Annotated in this window: 20 protein-coding genes; 9 read left to right on the top strand and 11 right to left on the bottom strand. The window is 47.5% G+C overall.

Translation table 11 applies throughout. From position 1 onward, the window contains the following. Positions 1-153 precede the first annotated feature (153 nt). The 4 genes from RYL88_RS01785 to RYL88_RS01770 all read right to left on the bottom strand — a co-directional run bounded on the left by RYL88_RS01785 (position 154) and on the right by RYL88_RS01770 (position 3,372). Positions 154-990 (bottom strand): cysteine ABC transporter substrate-binding protein, encoded by an 837-nt coding sequence (locus RYL88_RS01785; RefSeq protein WP_314988697.1) that lies wholly within the window; start codon positions 988-990, stop codon positions 154-156. 324 nt (positions 991-1,314) lie between these two features. Next, the gene (locus RYL88_RS01780) at positions 1,315-2,049 is read right to left on the bottom strand and encodes an amino acid ABC transporter ATP-binding protein (protein ID WP_314988696.1); all 735 of its coding nucleotides are present in this window, start codon (positions 2,047-2,049) and stop codon (positions 1,315-1,317) included. 8 nt (positions 2,050-2,057) lie between these two features. Then, the gene (locus tag RYL88_RS01775; RefSeq protein WP_314988695.1) at positions 2,058-2,732 is read right to left on the bottom strand and encodes an amino acid ABC transporter permease; all 675 of its coding nucleotides are present in this window, start codon (positions 2,730-2,732) and stop codon (positions 2,058-2,060) included. Then, positions 2,719-3,372: an amino acid ABC transporter permease gene (locus tag RYL88_RS01770; RefSeq protein ID WP_314988694.1), complete on the bottom strand. Its 654-nt coding sequence runs from the start codon at positions 3,370-3,372 to the stop codon at positions 2,719-2,721. Before RYL88_RS01770 ends, RYL88_RS01775 begins: the two co-directional genes overlap by 14 nt. Before the next feature lie 155 nt (positions 3,373-3,527). Between RYL88_RS01770 and RYL88_RS01765 the strand changes: the two genes are divergently transcribed. The 9 genes from RYL88_RS01765 (at position 3,528) to RYL88_RS01725 (ending at position 11,901) form a co-directional block, all read left to right on the top strand. Continuing rightward, positions 3,528-4,577, top strand: coding sequence for an agmatine deiminase family protein (locus RYL88_RS01765; RefSeq protein ID WP_314988693.1), 1,050 nt, complete (start codon positions 3,528-3,530; stop codon positions 4,575-4,577). Next, a complete protein-coding gene (locus RYL88_RS01760) occupies positions 4,578-5,498 on the top strand; it encodes a cation diffusion facilitator family transporter (protein ID WP_314988692.1) in 921 nt (306 codons plus the stop codon). It abuts the gene before it with no gap. Positions 5,499-5,512: 14 nt separating this feature from the next. Next, the gene (locus RYL88_RS01755; RefSeq protein WP_314988691.1) at positions 5,513-5,980 is read left to right on the top strand and encodes a low molecular weight protein-tyrosine-phosphatase; all 468 of its coding nucleotides are present in this window, start codon (positions 5,513-5,515) and stop codon (positions 5,978-5,980) included. A 101-nt stretch (positions 5,981-6,081) separates the two neighbouring features. Then, the gene (locus RYL88_RS01750; RefSeq protein WP_314988690.1) at positions 6,082-6,954 is read left to right on the top strand and encodes a carbon-nitrogen hydrolase; all 873 of its coding nucleotides are present in this window, start codon (positions 6,082-6,084) and stop codon (positions 6,952-6,954) included. 559 nt (positions 6,955-7,513) lie between these two features. Next, on the top strand, positions 7,514-8,128 hold the full coding sequence (gene plsY, locus RYL88_RS01745; RefSeq protein WP_314988689.1) for a glycerol-3-phosphate 1-O-acyltransferase PlsY: 615 nt from the start codon (positions 7,514-7,516) through the stop codon (positions 8,126-8,128). After that, positions 8,125-8,439 carry a dihydroneopterin aldolase gene (locus RYL88_RS01740; protein ID WP_314748442.1) on the top strand — a complete coding sequence of 105 codons (315 nt, stop codon included), beginning with the start codon at positions 8,125-8,127 and terminating at the stop codon, positions 8,437-8,439. The genes plsY and RYL88_RS01740 overlap by 4 nt, the downstream gene beginning before the upstream one ends. A 73-nt stretch (positions 8,440-8,512) precedes the next feature. After that, positions 8,513-9,184 carry a homeostatic response regulator transcription factor HsrA gene (gene hsrA / locus RYL88_RS01735; RefSeq protein ID WP_297966128.1) on the top strand — a complete coding sequence of 224 codons (672 nt, stop codon included), beginning with the start codon at positions 8,513-8,515 and terminating at the stop codon, positions 9,182-9,184. A gap of 38 nt (positions 9,185-9,222) precedes the next feature. After that, complete coding sequence (locus RYL88_RS01730; protein WP_314988688.1) at positions 9,223-10,452, top strand: HAMP domain-containing sensor histidine kinase; 1,230 nt, start codon at positions 9,223-9,225, stop codon at positions 10,450-10,452. Next, positions 10,453-11,901 (top strand): Ppx/GppA phosphatase family protein, encoded by a 1,449-nt coding sequence (locus RYL88_RS01725; RefSeq protein ID WP_314988687.1) that lies wholly within the window; start codon positions 10,453-10,455, stop codon positions 11,899-11,901. It begins immediately after the preceding gene. Positions 11,902-11,966: 65 nt separating this feature from the next. Here RYL88_RS01725 and RYL88_RS01720 read toward each other — a convergent pair whose 3' ends face one another. The 7 genes from RYL88_RS01720 to trpD all read right to left on the bottom strand — a co-directional run bounded on the left by RYL88_RS01720 (position 11,967) and on the right by trpD (position 18,043). After that, positions 11,967-12,905 (bottom strand): excinuclease ABC subunit A, encoded by a 939-nt coding sequence (locus RYL88_RS01720; protein ID WP_314988685.1) that lies wholly within the window; start codon positions 12,903-12,905, stop codon positions 11,967-11,969. Next, on the bottom strand, positions 12,902-13,198 hold the full coding sequence (gene fliN / locus RYL88_RS01715) for a flagellar motor switch protein FliN (protein WP_034957998.1): 297 nt from the start codon (positions 13,196-13,198) through the stop codon (positions 12,902-12,904). The genes RYL88_RS01720 and fliN overlap by 4 nt, the downstream gene beginning before the upstream one ends. A gap of 56 nt (positions 13,199-13,254) precedes the next feature. Then, positions 13,255-13,668, bottom strand: coding sequence for a chemotaxis protein CheX (locus RYL88_RS01710; RefSeq protein ID WP_314988720.1), 414 nt, complete (start codon positions 13,666-13,668; stop codon positions 13,255-13,257). A 65-nt stretch (positions 13,669-13,733) separates the two neighbouring features. After that, positions 13,734-14,483 (bottom strand): tryptophan synthase subunit alpha, encoded by a 750-nt coding sequence (gene trpA, locus RYL88_RS01705; RefSeq protein ID WP_314988684.1) that lies wholly within the window; start codon positions 14,481-14,483, stop codon positions 13,734-13,736. Continuing rightward, positions 14,476-15,657, bottom strand: coding sequence for a tryptophan synthase subunit beta (gene trpB / locus RYL88_RS01700; protein WP_314988683.1), 1,182 nt, complete (start codon positions 15,655-15,657; stop codon positions 14,476-14,478). Before trpB ends, trpA begins: the two co-directional genes overlap by 8 nt. A 176-nt stretch (positions 15,658-15,833) precedes the next feature. Beyond that, positions 15,834-16,433, bottom strand: coding sequence for a phosphoribosylanthranilate isomerase (locus RYL88_RS01695; protein WP_314988682.1), 600 nt, complete (start codon positions 16,431-16,433; stop codon positions 15,834-15,836). After that, positions 16,430-18,043: an anthranilate phosphoribosyltransferase gene (gene trpD, locus RYL88_RS01690; RefSeq protein WP_314988719.1), complete on the bottom strand. Its 1,614-nt coding sequence runs from the start codon at positions 18,041-18,043 to the stop codon at positions 16,430-16,432. Before trpD ends, RYL88_RS01695 begins: the two co-directional genes overlap by 4 nt. Positions 18,044-18,076: the final 33 nt, after the last annotated feature.

Raw genomic sequence — 18,076 nt, 5'->3', positions numbered from 1 at the left:
ATAAACCGGTTTGATAAAGCGTTAAGGCGGCTTTTATTTTTGCTTAAATTGCGGCGCACCAAATTTGCGCGATAAATTAAAAACGCAGATTAAATTTAAAAACCGAGATATTTAAGGAAAGCAAAAAGTCGGAATTTCTTCCGACTTTGGGTTTTATAGTTTGCCGCCTTCGACGACGAGAGATTCCGGATTTACGCTATCGCCGTAGATCGGTTTTAGCGTAGCATCGTAGTCTTTGTGGAAGAAATTTTCTTTGCCAAGCTCAATGATTTCGTTATTTAGCCACTCAAGTAGAGCTTTGTTGCCTTTTTTGACCGCAGGTGCGATGACGTCCACGTCGCCTAGAGCTTCGATACCGACGGTAAAGCCCGGATTTTCCTTAGCCCATGCAAAAAGCAGTGCATTATCGTGCGCTAGCGCCGCGCCTCTTTTATCGACCAGGGCGGCGAAGGTTTCCGTGTTTTGGTCGTATTTTATAAGCTCGATGTCAGGGTGATTTTTCGTGAAATACGCATCCGCGGTCGTGCCTTTATTGACGATTAGTTTTTTGCCTTTTAACTCGTCCACGCTTTTTATGACCGCGCCGTCCGGGCTAACTACGCCAAGCGATACTTTCATATACGGAAGCGCAAAATCAACGACTCTAGCACGCTCAGGGGTTTTGGTGAAATTTGCCAAAGTGATGTCTACTTTGTCCGCGACTAGCACTTCTACGCGGCCCGCTGCCTCTACGAGCTCAAATTTAACTTTGCTCTCGTCGCCTAGCAGATCCTTTGCGATGCGTTTAGCGAAGTATATGTCGTAGCCTTGGTTTTTGCCCTCTTTATCGACGTAGCCAAACGGCGGTTTGTCGCTAAAAACGCCCACGCGAACGTATCCGCGCTCTTTGATTTTAGCCAAAGCGTCCGCTTCGGCAGCCTGCAAATTAGCCTGACCCGTTAGAAAGACGGCGGCGAATATTGCCAAAAATGAAAACAGAAGTTTTCTCATTCTTTCTCCTTTAAAATAAAGTGCGTAGAATATACAAAAGCTTGACTAAAATGCGACTAAATTCGTGGTTTTTCGGACGGCGAGCGTAGAGAAAAATCAAATTTTGTTTAAAAACGTAACGCTAAATTTAAAATGGAGTATAAAATTTACTCAAAATAAATTTATAAATTTAATTTTAGATTTAAGAAACGGCTAGAGGATTAAATTTGCGCGGGTTATTTTGAGTAAATTTGAGTTGTTTAAATGATAGATATGCAAGGTTTTAAAAGCCAAATTTGATGAAAAGCTTTCAAATTTAGCCCTAAAACATCAAATTTAAAACCCCTAAAACGAAAATAAATTTAAAAATTTCTTCGCGCGTTCGCTTTTTGGATGCGTGAAAAACGCCTCGGGCTCGCTCTCCTCGACGATTTTGCCCTCATCCATAAAGACGATGCGATTTGCCACCGAGCGAGCAAAGCCCATCTCGTGCGTTACGATTAGCATCGTCATGCCCTCTTTGGCGAGGTTTATGACGACGTCTAGCACCTCGCGCACGATCTCGGGATCTAGCGAGGCCGTTATCTCGTCAAACAGCATGATTTCAGGCCTCATGCAAAGCGCGCGCACGATAGCGATGCGTTGCTTTTGCCCGCCGCTAAGCTCCTTTGGATAGGCGTATTTTTTGTGTTTTAGGCCAACTTTTTCTAGCCACGCTTCGGCCTCTTTTTCGACCTCTTCTCGGCTTCTTTTTTGCGCTTTTACCGGGCCTAGCACGATATTTTCGATGACGTTCATATGGTCAAACAGCTCGTAGTTTTGAAAAACCATACCCACTTTTTGGCGGATTTTGATCCAGTCTTTGTATTCTTTATCGATCTTTTCGCCGGCTATCTCTATTTGCCCGCCGTCAAATGGCTCAAGGCCGTTTATGCAGCGCAGAGTCGTGCTTTTGCCGCATCCTGAGGGCCCTAGGATCACGACTACTTCGCCGTTTTTGACGCTAAGGTCGATGCCTTTTAGCACCTGCAAGTCGCCGTAAGATTTGCTTAAATTTGAGAGTTTTAGAATTTCGCTCATTTGATTCCTTATGCCCATCTGTTTTCAAGTATCTTGGATAGTTTTGAGATAGGATAGCAGACGAGAAAATATAATAAAAATATAAAGCCGTATATCCAAAACGGCACGGTCGGATTTGCCGTTAGACTCGCCGTTTCGATCGTTTGCTGTCCAACTTTTAGCAGGTCGGGCACGCCGATGAGGGCGACGATCGGGGTGGTTTTGATGATACGGCTTAGCAAATTTACGCCCGCGGGCACTAGGCGGCGCGTAGCTAGCGGGATCACGACGTAAAGATAAATTTGAGCCTTGCTAAGCGCCAGAGCCGCCGCGCTTTCAAACTGATGCCGCGGTATCGAGACGATCGCGCCGCGCACGATATCCATCATCTCAAACACGCCCCACAGGCTAAATACGATGAGCGAGGCGTTAAATTTGGAAATATCAAGCCCAAAAGCCTTGCTCGCGCCGTAGTAAAACAAAAATAACCAGACGATTTGGGGCATTATGCGTACGATTTCGAGGCAAATTTTTAGCGCAAAAAAGATAAATTTGTTTTTCGAGCTCATAGCCACGCCCAAAAACGTGCCCAAAACGAGAGAGACGGCGATCGAGATAGCCGAAATCTGCACGCTCATCCACAGCCCCTCGAAAATCAGCCGCTTTAAGACCAGCGGGTCGAATAAAATACTAACTCCGTCCAACTCTCATCCTTTTTTCAAGCCAAAATAAGACCAAAGATATCGGCAAAATGATAATCAAATAGCTAACTACCAGCATAAAAAGCGCCTCGTCGGTCATGTAGTAAAGCCCGATAATATCCTTTGTCGCATAGACTAGATCGGGCAGGGCGATGATGCTGATGACCGAGGTTTCTTTGATGAGAAAGATGACGTTAGCTGCGACCGCGGGGATCGAGACGCTAAAGGCCTGAGGCAAGATAACGTAGCGTAAAATTTGCCCCTGCGTGAGCGCGACGCTAAGCGCGGCCTCGATCTGCGTCTTTTTTACCGCCTCAAAGCCTAGCCTAAAGCTCTCGGCCATATAGCTGCCGCCCAAAAACGCAAGTCCCGCGACCGCACAGGTGAAGGCGCTCAAATTTAACCCGAATTTGCTAAGTCCGTAGTAGAGGAAAAAAAGCTGTATGAGTAGCGGCGTATTTCTAGAAATCTCGATGTAGCCGTTTACGGCGGGCGTTAGGACCTTGATCTTGTAAAATTTAACTAGCGTGCAAAATATGCCGATAATAATCGAGAGTAAGATGCCGTAAAGCGAGAGCTTGACCGTGAAAATGCCCGCTTTTACGAACATAGGCGTAAATTCTTTTATAAACTCAAAATCCATAAATTTTTTAGCTTCTTTTTGATAATTTCGCGAGATTGTAGCGAAAGCAAACTAAATTTAAAACTAATTTTGTATGATTTATTTTAAAATTTAAGCTTGCAAAAGGTATCATAACCCCTAAATTTTGATAGAAATTATTTAAATAAAGGATGAATTTGAGAGCGTTTGCAGAGTGGGAAAAACAAGAGCTGATATTTTTATCGCTTCCGCACGAAAACACCGACTGGAAGCCGTATCTAAATGAAATTTTAGACGCTTACGAGAGTCTGGTCGCAGCTATCGTGCCGTTTCAAAAGGTCGTTTTGATCTGTCCTAATGAGAGGATTTTTCGGGAGCGATTTGCTAAATTTGATAACGTGGAGTTCGTAAAAATCGATACCGATGATACGTGGATACGCGACTACGGTATGATCGACGTAGAGGACGGCGCTAAGATCGTCAGCTATGATTTTAAATTTAATGCTTGGGGCGGCAAATTTGAAAGCGCAAAAGATAATGCCGTAAATTTGGAGCTAGCTAAGCGTTTTAAAAGCGATTTGCGGCAAATCGAACTCGTACTTGAGGGCGGCAGTATCGATTTTAACGGGCGCGGCACGCTGCTAACGACTGAGAAGTGCCTATTAAACGACAACCGCAACTCTCATCTAAGTAAAGATCAGATCGAAGCGCGACTTAAAGAGCTTTTTGGCCTTCGGCGCGTAGCGTGGCTTAAAAACGGCTTTATAAAGGGCGACGACACCGACAGCCACGTCGATACTCTGGCGCGCTTTATCGCCCCTGATACCATCGCCTACGCCTCTTGCGACGATCCAAACGACGAACATTTTGGCGAGCTAAATGCGATGAAAAAAGAGCTTGAAAGCACGGGCTTTAAGCTCGTGCCGCTGCCGCTTCCTAAGGCTAAATTTTACGGCGGCAAGAGGCTTGGCTGCACATACGCCAATTTTATCTTTATAAACGGCGCCGTTATCGTTCCGACGTATGGCGACGATAACGATAAAATCGCGCTTGAAAGGCTAGCGCAGGAGCTGCCTAACCATAAGATAATCGGCGTGGATTCGCTAGTTTTCGTACGTCAAAACGGCTCGCTACACTGCTCGAGTCAAAACAAGTATAGCGGTGCGAGCGAAGCGAAGCATGTTTCTAGCGAACGAAGTGAAGCGGAGAATAGATTTTTAGGCGCAAGAAGCGAAAGCGAAATCTAAATGCAACTAAATGACGCTAACATAAAAAGGCAAAATGAAATTTTAGGCCGCAGAGCCGTGATAGTCGCGGGCGCGACGGCGTTTACACTAGCTGTGGTTAAATTTGCCGCGGGTTTGATCGGCGGTTCGGTAGCGGTGCTTAGCTCAGCGATCGATTCGATGCTTGACCTGCTAGTTTCCGTACTAAATTTCTTCGCCATCCGTAAATCTCAGGCCGCGCCCGATGCTAAATTTAACTTCGGCTATACCAAGCTAGAAGCGCTTGCGGCGATGTTTGAGGGCGTTTTGATCGTGGGTGCGGGCGCGTTTATATTTTACGAGAGCGTGCGTAAGCTGCAAACGGAGCAAGCGCCCGTAGATACGGCTTTTTCGCTCTATGCGATGGCGATATCGGTCGCGGTTACGGGGCTACTGGTCGCCTATCTCTCCCGCGTCGCTCGCCGCACGAGAAATTTGATCGTTAGAGCCGACGCGCTGCACTATAAAAGCGACCTTTTTAGCAACCTAGTCGTTATCGCCTCGCTTATCTTGGTCGAATTTACGGGATTTGCCGCGATAGACGCCGTTTTTGGTATAGTGATTAGCGGCTACATCGCCGTTAGCGCGATAAATTTGATGAAAGAAAGCGTAGGCGTGCTGCTTGATAAAGCGCTAGATCCCGAGATAACGGCGCAAATCGAGGAGATAATCCGCTCGCGCAAGCAGATAACGAGCTATCACGGACTGGCTACCAGAAAGAGCGCAAACATCTGCTACGTCGCGGTTCATCTAGTCTTTAACCGCGAAATTTCGCTTTACGACGCGCACAAAATTTCAGACGAGATAGAGGCCGCTATCAGGGCTAAATACGGCGAGTTTGAGTGGCAGATCACGACGCATCTTGATCCGTGCGACGATCAAAACAGCTCGTGCGAATGCTAAATCAAAGGGAAAATATGAAAATTTTATTCGTTTGCCACGGAAATATCTGCCGCTCGACTATGGCGCAGTCCGTTATGCAAAATTTGAGCGAGAATGCGGGTCTGGCAGAGCGCCTTAGTATCGACTCGCGCGCCACTCACGAGGACGAGATAGGCGAGCCGCCGTACTACGAAACTGTGCGGGTTTTGAAACAAAACGGTGTGCCCGTGACGCCCCATAAAGCGACTTTGATAACGCAAAAAGATTTTGATAACAGCGATCTTATCTTGATAATGGACGATGAAAATTTAAGGACTTTGAAGCGTAAATTCGGCGCTGAGGCTAAATTTGACGAAAAAGTAAAATTTCTGCTCGAATTTAGCGAGGCCTCAAGCGGTAAAATAATCGCCGATCCGTACTACACCCGCGATTTTGAGCGGTGCTACGAGGACGTTTCTAGCTCTTGCGCGGGCTTGCTTGAGAGGCTGAAGCAAATTTTATGAGCCGGCTGGAGCGGTAAAATTTAGATTGCCGGCCGATCGTTCAAGCCCTAATTTATCCCCGCTTTGATATAATTTTGAAATTTTAAATCGTAAGGAAAAATATGAAAGTAGCGCTAATCCAACAAAAATTTCACGGCACCAAAGACGCGACCGTGCAAAGGACGCTCGAGCTCGTGCGCGAAGCTAGCGGTGGCGGGGCCCAGCTTGTCGTACTTCAGGAGCTGCACCAGACGCAGTATTTTTGTCAGAGCGAGGAGACGAGGTTTTTTGATCTTGCCGAGGGTTGGGAAAACGACGTCAAATTTTGGGGCGAGGTAGCGCGGCAAAACGGCGTCGTGCTCGTCACTTCGCTCTTTGAAAAGCGCGCGGACGGACTGTATCACAACACCGCGTTCGTCTTTGAAAAAGACGGCAGCGTCGCGGGCAAATACCGCAAAATGCACATCCCCGACGACCCGGGCTTTTACGAGAAATTTTACTTTACTCCGGGCGACACCTGCTTTGAGCCCATAGATACGAGCGTAGGCAGGCTCGGGCTTTTGGTGTGCTGGGATCAGTGGTATCCCGAAGCTGCGCGCCTCATGGCTCTGCGCGGCGCGAAGCTACTCATCTATCCGACCGCGATCGGCTGGTTTGATAGCGACGAGGAGGAGGAAAAATCGCGTCAGCTGGAAGCCTGGGTCGCCGTGCAGCGCGGGCATGCGGTCGCAAACGGCCTACCAGTGATCGCCGTGAACCGCGTGGGCTTTGAAAAGGACGAAAGCGGCGTGATGGACGGGATCAAATTTTGGGGCAACAGCTTTGTTTTCGGCGCGCAGGGCGAGGAGCTTTTCCGCGCCGATAGCCAGAGCGAGCTGTGCCGCATCGTCGAGATAGATATGACCAGAAGCGAAGAAGTGCGCAGGATTTGGCCGTTTTTGAGAGACCGAAGGATAGATGCGTACGCAAATTTAACAAAAAGATTTATTGATTAAGGCTCGTCTTTTTGGTTTATACTTTGTTAGATCTAAATTTTACTCGGTCACTACCGACTAGGTAGCTCCCGTCGTAAAATTTAGATCCGCCTCGTATCCTCGTAGCGAAGTCTCGTTACGAGCGCAAAGCGCGACGTAAAAACGCAAAAATACTTCGCCTTATTTTTACGGTTTATCTCGCGAGCGTCTCTAACGGAGCTAGTAAAAATTTAGCTCGATAGACTACGTGTCTTATCTTCGCTAAATTTTTACGTCGCTTCTTCTTGCAGTTGCGACCGCAAGGGAAGCAAAGCCCTTAAATCCATCTCGCGATACTTTGCCTTGACTTTTTATAGTCAAATTTACAAATTTTACCCACCTAGATCCGCACCTTTAAAATGCTAACATTTAAAACTCCACACAAATAAATCCAACTCGCAACCCCAATTTAGCATCTTAAAGCTGCGGGTTTGGCTAAGTGAAATTTACAAATTTGCCGCCCTTTAAAACAACCGATTTATCAAAAAATCAGCCGAATTTAATTAATATTACAAAATCGAAACAAAAATCAGGATAAAAAATGAACGAAAATTTGATAGCTTATGCTTCGGCGTACCTGCTAGGCGGTATCCCCTCGGGCGTGATTTTGGCTTATATCTTTGGCGGAGTGAATATCAGAAGCGAAGGTAGCGGCAGCATCGGAGCGACCAACGTCTTGCGCGTGCTAAAGCAAAAAGACCCCAAACTCGCCAAAAAAATCGCGATTTTAACCGTCGTTTGCGACGTTTTAAAGGGCGTTTTGCCGATACTGATCGCGAAATTTTTAGGCCTTGCTCCCGCGACGCTTTGGGCGATGGCGGTACTTTCGGTGCTCGGGCACTGCTATTCTCCGTTTTTGAAATTTGAAGGCGGTAAGGGCATAGCCACGGGAGCGGGCGTTTTAGCGGTCTTTTTACCGCTTGAGATCGCTATCGCGCTTGGGGTTTGGTTTGTCGTGGGCAAACTGCTTAAAATCTCATCGCTTGCCTCGCTAGCCGCGCTTGCGGCGTTTATCGTAGCGACTTTTGCGTTGCAGCCGCAGATTCCTGACATCGACTCCTATGCGCCGATATTTTTGATCGCGTTTTTGGTCGTTTACAAGCACCTGCCAAACATCAAACGCCTGATAACCGGGCAAGAAAAGCGCGTAATTTGACGACGATTATCAAAGATTACGAATTTAGCACGATCATCGGGTTGCTTGATTTTGAGCGCGTGACGCCGCAGAAGGTAAGGGTAAGCGCGGAATTTGAGAGCGGCGAGTTTATAGACTACGTGGAAATGATAAATTTTATCGAGGAAATTTACGCGCGGGAGAAATTTGGCACCGTGGAGAGCTCGCTTGAAATTTGCGCGAAAAAGTTGAAGGAAAAATTTAGCTCGCTTAGCTTTTTAAAAATGGAAATTTTAAAAATCGAGATCGTCAAAAATGCTACGGTAGGCGCAAGGGCTGAGTTTAAATATTAAATTTTTTTTAAATTATCTTGAAATTTCGCTTAATTTATGATACAATCGCGTCAAATTTCATAGAAGGAAAAAAATGAGAATTTTAATAGTTGAAGATGAGGTGACTCTAAACAAAACCATCGCCGAGGGCTTGCAGGAGTTTGGTTATCAAACTGACAGCTCGGAGAATTTCAAGGATGCCGAGTATTATATCGGTATTAGAAATTACGACTTGGTTTTAACCGACTGGATGCTGCCTGACGGAGACGGCGTGGATCTAATCAACATAATAAAACATAAATCTCCGCGCACCGCCGTCGTCGTAATATCGGCAAAAGACGATAAAGAAAGCGAAGTAAAAGCCTTTAGAATCGGCGCAGACGATTACATCAAAAAGCCGTTTGATTTTGACGTCTTGGTCGCCAGGATCGAGGCTCGCTTGCGTTTTGGCGGCACTAACGTCATCAAGATAGACGATCTAATCATTGATCCTGACGAAGAAAAAATCACCTATCTAGGCCAAGATATCGAGCTAAAAGGCAAACCGTTTGAAGTATTAACTCACCTTGCGCGTCACAGCGATCAGATCGTTAGCAAAGAGCAACTGCTAGATGCGATCTGGGAGGAGCCTGAGCTAGTAACTCCAAACGTCATCGAAGTAGCGATAAATCAAATCCGCCAAAAAATGGATAAGCCGCTAAACATCTCGACTATCGAGACGGTCAGAAGACGCGGGTATAGATTTTGCTTTCCCAAAAAAGCCTAAGACTTAGGTTTATAGCGCAATTAGCATCGGCTTCTACGATGCTAATTCTCATCATCTCCGTCCTTTTATATCAGTATATCAAGGTTACGATTTACGAAAATATCTCCCAATCACTCGCTTACGAAGCTAAAATTTTATCTACGAGCGCAAATTTAGCCAGGCTTAAAAATCCTTTCGAGTATTCTACGCTAAACGATAGTCCTACGCGCGTTAAGCTTGTAAAAGGCGAAACAAAAGCACCTTATTTTATAACCGAGAGCCTGGGTAAAAAGAGCTATCTGACCCTATTTTATCCCTATACTCAGGACGATAGCATCGCGCTAACTAAAGAAACTACGCAGCAAAGCAAGCTCATAGATCAAATTTTAATCGATATCATCGTCGTAAACGCCACTTCTATTTTGCTGGTGCTTTTTTATGCGCTATTTTTGTCGCGTATGCTACTGGTGCCGATTAAAATTTTAAGCAAAAAAATGACGAATTTAAACGAGAGATTTTTGCAGGCGATTAGCCTTGAGGAGCTACCGCCGGAGTTTAAGCCGCTAGGCAAAAGCTTAAACCGCCTAATCGAGCGGATTCAGACTTTCGTACTTTATCAAAAGGAGCTATTCGTCGGCGTCGCGCACGAGTTAAAAACGCCGCTTGCGGTAATGAAAACCAAAAACGAAGTCACGCTAATAAAGCTGCGCGAGAGCGAAAAATATATAGAAACGCTCAAAAATAACAACGAAGCCATCGATCAGATGAATAAAATGATCGGATCTATTTTGGAGATCGGGCGGCAGGAGGGCGCGCAGTTTGAGGAGGCCGTACCTACCGACGTCATCGAGTTTTTGAGGCAGTCGGCGAATAATTTTAAAATTTTAGCCCGCGGCGAAGGCAAGGATATAGCGACCCAGTTTGCGCCCTCTAGCCTAAAAATGACTCTTCAAACGACGCTTTTGACGCACGTTATCCAAAATTTCGTCCAAAATGCGATTAAATTTTCCCCCGCCGGCTCGGTCGTTACGCTGCGATCTTTTCTAAACGACGGCGAGTTTATAATCGAGGTCGTAGACGAGGGCTGCGGCATCGACGAGAGCAAGGATCTTTTTGCGCCGTTTAAGCGCTTCGGCGATAAAAGCGGAGCCGGACTCGGGCTATTTTTGGCCAAGGGCGCGGCGCAGGCTCTAGGCGGAACCGTATCTATCAAAAACCGTACGGACGGTCGTAGCGGCGCTGTCTCGAGCTTGCGGCTACCGATAAATAAAACAAACAAAGGCAGATAAATGGCAAAACGAACCGCCGTCATAGACTTAGGCTCAAATTCGATGCGAATGGTAATATTTGATAAAAGCTCGCGTTATGCTTTTAGCGTCGTGGGCGAGTTTAAGATGAAGGTGCGCCTTGGCGAGGGCGCTTACGAAAACGGCGGCGCGATCGGCGATAGGTCTATGCAGAAGGCTTTTGAGGCTTTTAGCGAATTTAAAAATATCGCCAAGGCCTACAAATGCGCAAAAATCTTTGCTATGGGCACCTCGGCTCTGCGCGACGCGCCAAATGCGGGCGAGCTAATATCGCTCGTGCACCGCGAGCTAGGACTAAATTTAAAGGTCGTTAGCGGCAAAGACGAGGCGATTTACGGCGGCGTGGCGGCTCTAAATTTGCTTGAGCCGCTAGAGGAGTTTGTAACGCTTGATATCGGCGGAGGCTCAGCGGAGCTAGCGCTTGTTAGCGGCGGCAAGATAATAGACGCCGCGTCATTAAATTTAGGCACGGTGCGGCTAAAGGAGCTATTTTTCGACAAAAAAAATCTAAGCGCCGCGCAGCCGTTTATCAAAGACGCTCTAAAAAGCTTGCCTAAAAATTTCAAAAGCAAAAATCTAGTCGCCATCGGCGGCAGCCTGCGCGCGATATCTTCAGCGATAATGTCGGCGCAAAACTATCCTCTAAAAACGGTGCATAATTTTGCTTATAAACTGCAAAATCACAAAAACTTTATCGAGAGTATCTCGCAAGCAAGCGTACTGGAACTTGGGAAATTCGGCATCAAAAAAGATCGCTTCGATACGATTAGAGAGGGTGCGCTCATCTTTTTAAGCGCGGCCGAGGCTTTAGGCGCGCAAAATATCTATACTAGCGGAGCGGGCTTTAGAGAGGGCGTATTTTTAAGCGATATATTGCGTCCGACGCACAAATTTCCGCCTAATTTTAACCCGAGCGTGAGGAGTTTGCAGGATAGATTTTTACTCGGCGAGAACAAAACTATCGTAAAATACGCTAAAGATATTTTTGCCGCGCTAGAGCCGCTGCATGAGCTTGACGGGCGATACGAGAACGAGCTGGCGATCGCGGCTAAGCTGCATGACGTGGCGCAGTGTTTGGGATTTTACGGCGAGCACGCTAGCTCGGCGTTTTTTGTGTTAAACGCGCTAAACTATGGCTTTTCGCATGCGCAAAAATGCCTCATAGCCGCAATCATCGCTCAAAACGGCAAAAAAAGCTCGAGCGAATTTGAGCGGTTTAAAGATCTGCTACCTAGCGAAAGCGTCGTACGCTGGTTAAGTTTTATCCTAGCTTTAGCCAAAAACCTAGACGTAAACTGCACGCATAAAAAGCTTGAGTTTGAGTTTATAAACCATACTTTGCAAATTTACGGCGCAAAGGAGCTGTTTATGGCGAAGGAAAATATCAAAAAGATGACTAAGCCCGATACCTTTGCGATCTGTTTTGCGTAAAATTTGAAGGAAGAATTTGATGAAATATGCGCTAAATTTCATCAAATTTTATAGGCGCTAGACGATTAGTCTATACTCGCCTTGTCTTTATATGCGTCCAGAGGTTGGCGGTTTTCGATGTAGGCGTTTAGCTTTTTTTGATTTTCTTCAAAAAAGCTCTGGAAGTCCTGCTCGCTAGTCATCTTTTCTTCGCCGAATTTATCTAAAAGTACGTTTGAAGCGCCCGTTAGCACTAGGTAGCGTCTGTCAAGGTGCTGAAAAAGCACGACTTTATTGACGCCGTCAAGCGGTTTTTCGTAGATTATCTCCACCTCTTCGTCTTTTTTTACCTTTTCAAACCAGTCGTTTTTTTGCTTTGTTTTAAATGCGTTTTGCTTGTTTTTTAGTTTTGTTTTGATGAATAAAAGCGCGAGTAAAAGTAGCGCCAAAACGCCTAAAACTGAATAGTATCTATAGTCTACCATATCGCTCATACTCTGCGTCATAAAATTTACGTCGCCGCTTTGCGGGGCTAAATTTAGGCCTGCGCCTTGAGCGGACGAGGTCAAATTTGAGGCGTTTTGATCGCCTGATAAATTTGACGCTTCGGTTATATTTTCTTTAGTTTCTTGCGAGGATATGGCGGTCGTGGCGGGTGAATTTATCGCAGCTTGGGGTGTTACTCGCACGCGCAGGCCAAAGCCGTCGGTGGTCTTCGACGCGCTAACGGACACCTCGGCCGCACTCTTTATCACGAGGGCTAAATTTTGACCCCTGGGTTCAAACAAAAGTTCTTGCAGTATGCTTGAGTTTACGCTTTTTTCGATACTCTGATCGTTTTGCAGGTCTTTAAAAAGCAGGGTTATCGCGCCGTCTTTGCGCTCTTGCAGGATCGCTCCGCTATAAGGCGCGTCAAAACTAAGCATAATATCGATGCGGTCGCTACGCTCGTAAATGTTGTAAGTAGATAAATTTGACCCCCAAAGCGCGGCGAAAAACAGTAAAAGCGCGGCGAAAATCCTCATAACTGCTCTCGTTTAAAGTACTGGATGACGGATTTTGAGTCTAGGATTTCATTTATCCTGATAGCGAGGTTTTTTTCGTAAACCATCACTTCGCCCTTGCCGAAAATTCGGTTGTTTATAAAAAGCTCCACGCTCTCGCCGGCAGGCTTTTCTAGGTCGATTACAGAGCCAACTTCGAGCTTTAAAAGCTGCTTTACGCTAATAGTCGTGGTGCCGAGCTCCGAGATAAAATCCACTCCGATATCCATCAGCTCGTCGTAGCTTTTAAAAAGCCCGCCGCGCTCTTGCAACATCTCCTGAACCCCTTGCAGCGCCGTTTCTACGGCGGTTACTTCTTGTAGTTCTTCGCTCATCTCTTTTTATATCCTATTTGAAATGTTCTATTTTTGATTTTATATACGCGCTTGTCGTCTAGTTTGACGTGAAAGCTCGTCCTGCCTAGATACTCCGGAGTGCCTAGTTTATAGGCGTTTGCTTCGCGTTCGTTTAGTAGATTTTTGGCGTAGCCGATTGCGAGGTTGGCTACTTCTTTGCAGATATCGCTTAGCTCGTCTTCGGCTAGCTTATCGATGCCAAGAAGCACGCTAGCAAAGCGATTTAGCGTATCTTTTTTAAAATAAAGATAAAAGTGAAATTCCTCTTTGCCCTTAAAAATCGGCAAGCTCGAGCCGTAAAATTCGCCCTTCGCGCTCTTTGTGCTCTCTACCTTGTAGCCCAGAGTGTCCTCGCACAGATGCTTGATCCCAAGCTCCGCAACGTCCATCATCGCGTCGTCCTTTAAACGAAATTTTTTGATTATACTTAAATTTAACGCAAACGCCGCTAAATTTAAAAAAGTTTATTGATTTGCTTTATCAGCTCTTCGCCCTTAAATTTGGCCGTGAGCTTTACTATCTCGGTGCCGATTATCGCGCCGTCGGCATAGGTTTTTACCTCGTCTGCGTCGTTTTTATTTTTCACGCCAAAGCCCACCGCGACAGGCAGATCGCTTCTTTTTTTTAGACCCTCTACGAGCGCTTTTAGTCTCTCCTCGCTGGCTCGCTGCGACCCGCTCACGCCGATAGCGCCGAGCGCATAGATAAAGCCCGAGCCGAATTTTAAAATTTTATCCGCTCTGTTTTGCGACGTGACGCTGATTAGCGGGATGAGATCAAGGTCAAATTTAGCGCACAGTCCCGCTACCTCCTCGCTCTCCTCAAACGGCAGATCGGGGATGATAAATCCTGCGATACCGACCTCTTTTGAGCAGGCGATAAACCTCTCTACGCCGTAAGCAAACACGATGTTAAAATACACGAGAAAAACGACGGGTTTATTTATCTTGCCCTTGCACTCTTCTAGCATGGCAAATATCGCGCCTGTGTTTACGCCCTTTGCGGCGGTTTCAAAGCTAGCCTGCGCAATGAGCTTACCGTCTGCGAGCGGATCGGAGTAGGGGATGCCAAGCTCTAGTAGATCCAGGCAGCTGCCGTCTAAATTTAATAAAAATTCCTTCGTCGCCTTGGCGCTAGGATATCCGGCCACGACATAGCCGATGTTTGCTTTTTTGCCCGCGAACGCGTCTTTTACCTTAGCCATAAATTTTTCCTTTCTCGTAGCTCATCACGGTGTTTATGTCTTTGTCGCCGCGCCCCGAGACGTTTACGACGATGACGCTTTTTTTCGTCAAATTCGGACATAACTTTTCTAGATACGCTAGCGCGTGCGAGCTCTCGATCGCGGGGATGATGCCCTCTAGGCGGCTGGTTAGATATAGCGCGTTTATGCACTCGTCGTCGGTGACGCCGTAGTAGGTGGCTCGTTTGCTCTCGTGCAGGTGCGCGTGCTCGGGGCCCACGCCCGGATAATCAAGTCCCGCCGAGATGCTATGTACCGGATCGATCATGCCGTATTCGTCTTGTAAAACGATCGTTTTCATGCCGTGTATGATACCTGCGCGGCCCTTGGTTAGCGTTGCGGCGTGATATGGCGTATGCGCGCCAAGACCTGCCGCCTCGACTCCGATCAAATTTACGTCCGCGTCGTCCAAAAACGCGCTAAAGATACCGATCGCATTGCTGCCGCCGCCGACGCAGGCGATGACGTAGTCCGGATGCACGCCGTATTCTTTTAGCTGGGCCTTTGTCTCGCGACCGATGATACTCTGAAAGTCGCGCACGATCCTAGGATAGGGGTGCGGACCGACCGCCGAGCCGATGACGTAAAAGGCGCTTTCTATCTCGTTTACCCACGCTTGGATAGCTGCGGTGGTGGCCTCTTTTAGCGTTTTTAGCCCCTCTTCTACGCTCACGACTCTGGCACCTAAAAGCTGCATGCGAAATGCGTTTAGCTGCTGGCGCTCTACGTCGGTCGCGCCCATATACACGTCGCACTCAAGGCCGAGCAATGCCGCCGCAGTCGCAGTCGCCACGCCGTGCTGACCTGCACCCGTCTCGGCTAAGACCTTCTTTTTGCCCATTTTTTTGGCTAGAAGCGCCTGGGCTAGGGCGTTGTTTATCTTATGCGCGCCGGTGTGATTTAGATCCTCGCGTTTTAGATAAATTTCATGCCCGTAGTGCGAGCTAAGGCGTTTTGCGTGATATAGCGGGCTTGGGCGTCCGACGTAGTTTTTTAGTAAGTCGTCTAGCTCGGCCTCAAATTCAGCCGTTTTTACTATGCGATCAAACGCGGCCTCGAGCTCGTCTAGTGCGAACATCACGGTTTCCGGCACGAACTGTCCGCCGAATTTGCCGAAATATGCTTTAGTGTTCATCGATATCCTTTAAATTTTCGTTCTATTTTAGCATTTTAAGTTTTTATTAGGCTTATTTTTGGACGCGGATAGGTCGCGTTAATCGGTCTGTTAGGGAAACGGGAAATTTTAAAACATGCCATACTTTATTTAAACGAGGCGGCAAAGGCGTAAAATTGCCTTCGCCGCAAGCAAATTTACGCCTTTATCAGCTCTAAAATTTTCTTTATTTTTTGGGCCGATTTTATACCGTTTTCATCCTCGACTTTTGAGTTTAGATCGAGCACTCGCGGGTTAAATTTGATCGCTTCGCGCACGTTATGCTCGCCGATACCGCCCGCCATACCGAAGTCAAATTTTACCTCACGCAAAATTTCCCAATCAAAGCTGATGCCGTTGCCGCCGGCGTTTTGCCCCTTGCAGTCAAAAAGCGGCATATCGCAAGGCGCGGTATCGACGGCGGGCAGCTCGTCTAGCACGCTATAAACGCGCCAAACCTCTAGCCCCATCGCCTTTAAATTTGCGTACAAATTTGAGCTAACCTCTCCGTGGATCTGCGCCGCGTCAAGCGGGACAAATTCGCAGATTTCCATTATTTCGCAGTCGCTTTGCCCGGCAAAAACGCCGACGCATTTTTTGCCGGCCGCATGCGCGATATCCGCTATCTCGCGCGCCGTTTGGGCGCTCACCTGCCGCTTGCTTTTAGCAAATATCGCGCCTAAAAAATCAACGTCCAAACTCGCCACGTCACGCGCCTCCGCAGGTGTTTTGATACCGCAAATTTTAACTAGCGTCACGCTTCGCCTCGTACGTAGTCCTCGAAGTAGCGATAAACTTTGCCGCTTTTTATCGCGTCTAAGATGACCTCTTTGGCCTGCGCTGGACTATCAGCGACGCCAGCGGCATAGAGCGCAAACATCGCGTTTAGCACGACGATGTCAAATTTCGGTCCGTCCAGCTCGCCTTTTAAAATTTGCTTTAACGCTTCGGCGTTTTGCTCAGGCGTGCCGCCCTCGATCTCGCTGTGAAACGCTCGTCTGAAGCCAAACTGCTCGGGCGTGATGCTGTACTCGCTGATCTGGCCGCCTCGTAGCTCCACGACGCGCGTTTCATCACATAGGCTTATCTCGTCTAGTCCGTCCTCGCCGCGAACGACCAGCGCGCGCTCGCGTCCCAGCAGCTGCAGCGTCTCGGCGTAGAGGCGCAAAACGGGCTTATGATAGACGCCTACGAGCTGATTTTTGAGCGCTAAATTTGGATTTAGTAGCGGGCCAAGTACGTTAAAAACCGTGCGGATACCCAGGCGCTGGCGCACCTCGCGTACCTCGCCCACTAGCGGGTGGAAAAACGGCGCGTGGAAAAAGGCTAAATTTTTGTCGTTTAGCAGCTCGCGCTGTCGCAGGAGCGAATTTGAACTCTTAACGCCCAAAATTTCCAGCACGTCCGAGCTACCTGATTTGCTAGAAACGGCTTTGTTTCCGTGCTTTGCGACTTTGACGCCAAGGCTTGCGAGGATAAACGCGACGGTGGTTGAGATATTTATCGTTTTAAAACCGTCGCCGCCCGTGCCGCAAAGATCGATCATCGGCGAGGGATCGCGGTAGGTCTGCGAGTATTTTAGGATGTTTTTAGCCAGGCTTGCTAGGCTTTGCGGATAGAGGCTTTTTTCGCTGATTAGCACTAAAAGCGCGGCTAGCTGCGTGATCTCGTACTCTTTGCTAGCGATGATTTCGCAAATTTGCTCAAAGTCGCGGTCGTCCAAGCGCTCGTTTTCTTGTAGTTTGATTAGAAACGGCTTGAGCGGGCGGATTTTGGGCTCTTTGGCGACTTCGGCCGCAGGCGCGGCTTCGTAGTTGATGAAATTTTCGATGATTTTTTTGCCGTACTGCGTGAAGTAGCTCTCGGGGTGAAACTGGATGCCGAAAATCGGCCTGTCTTTCACGCTAAGCGCCATCACTACGCCGTCCTCGCTCACGGCCGCGGCCTGCAAATTTGACGGTAGCTCGTCCACGTAAAGCGAGTGGTAGCGCATGACCTCAAATTCATCCGGCAGTCCCGTAAATAACGGCTCTTTATGGTTAACTTTTATGAGCGAAGTTTTGCCGTGATAGGGCTTTTCTAGGCGTTTGATTTTGGCATCGTAAACGAGCCCGATCGCCTGATGCCCGAGGCAGATACCAAGGATAGGTGCGGCGATGTCGCTTTGTAATATCTCTAGGCAAATGCCGCTATCTTGCGGGTGTTTCGGTCCAGGGCTTAGCACGATTTTGCTCGGATTTAGCCTGCGGATCTCATCCAGGCTGATCTTGTCGTTGCGCACGCAGCGCACTTCTTCGGAAGTTAGTTCGCGTAGATACTGTTCTACGTTGAATACGAAACTGTCGTAGTTGTCTATCAATAAAATCAAAATTTTCTCCTTTTTAGCGGCTTGTCTTTTTCC

The organism is uncultured Campylobacter sp. (assembly GCF_963517995.1).
Taxonomy (GTDB): Bacteria; Campylobacterota; Campylobacteria; order Campylobacterales; family Campylobacteraceae; genus Campylobacter_A.
Note: the sequence above shows the minus strand (reverse complement) of the source record. Positions and strands in the feature narration are given on the sequence as shown.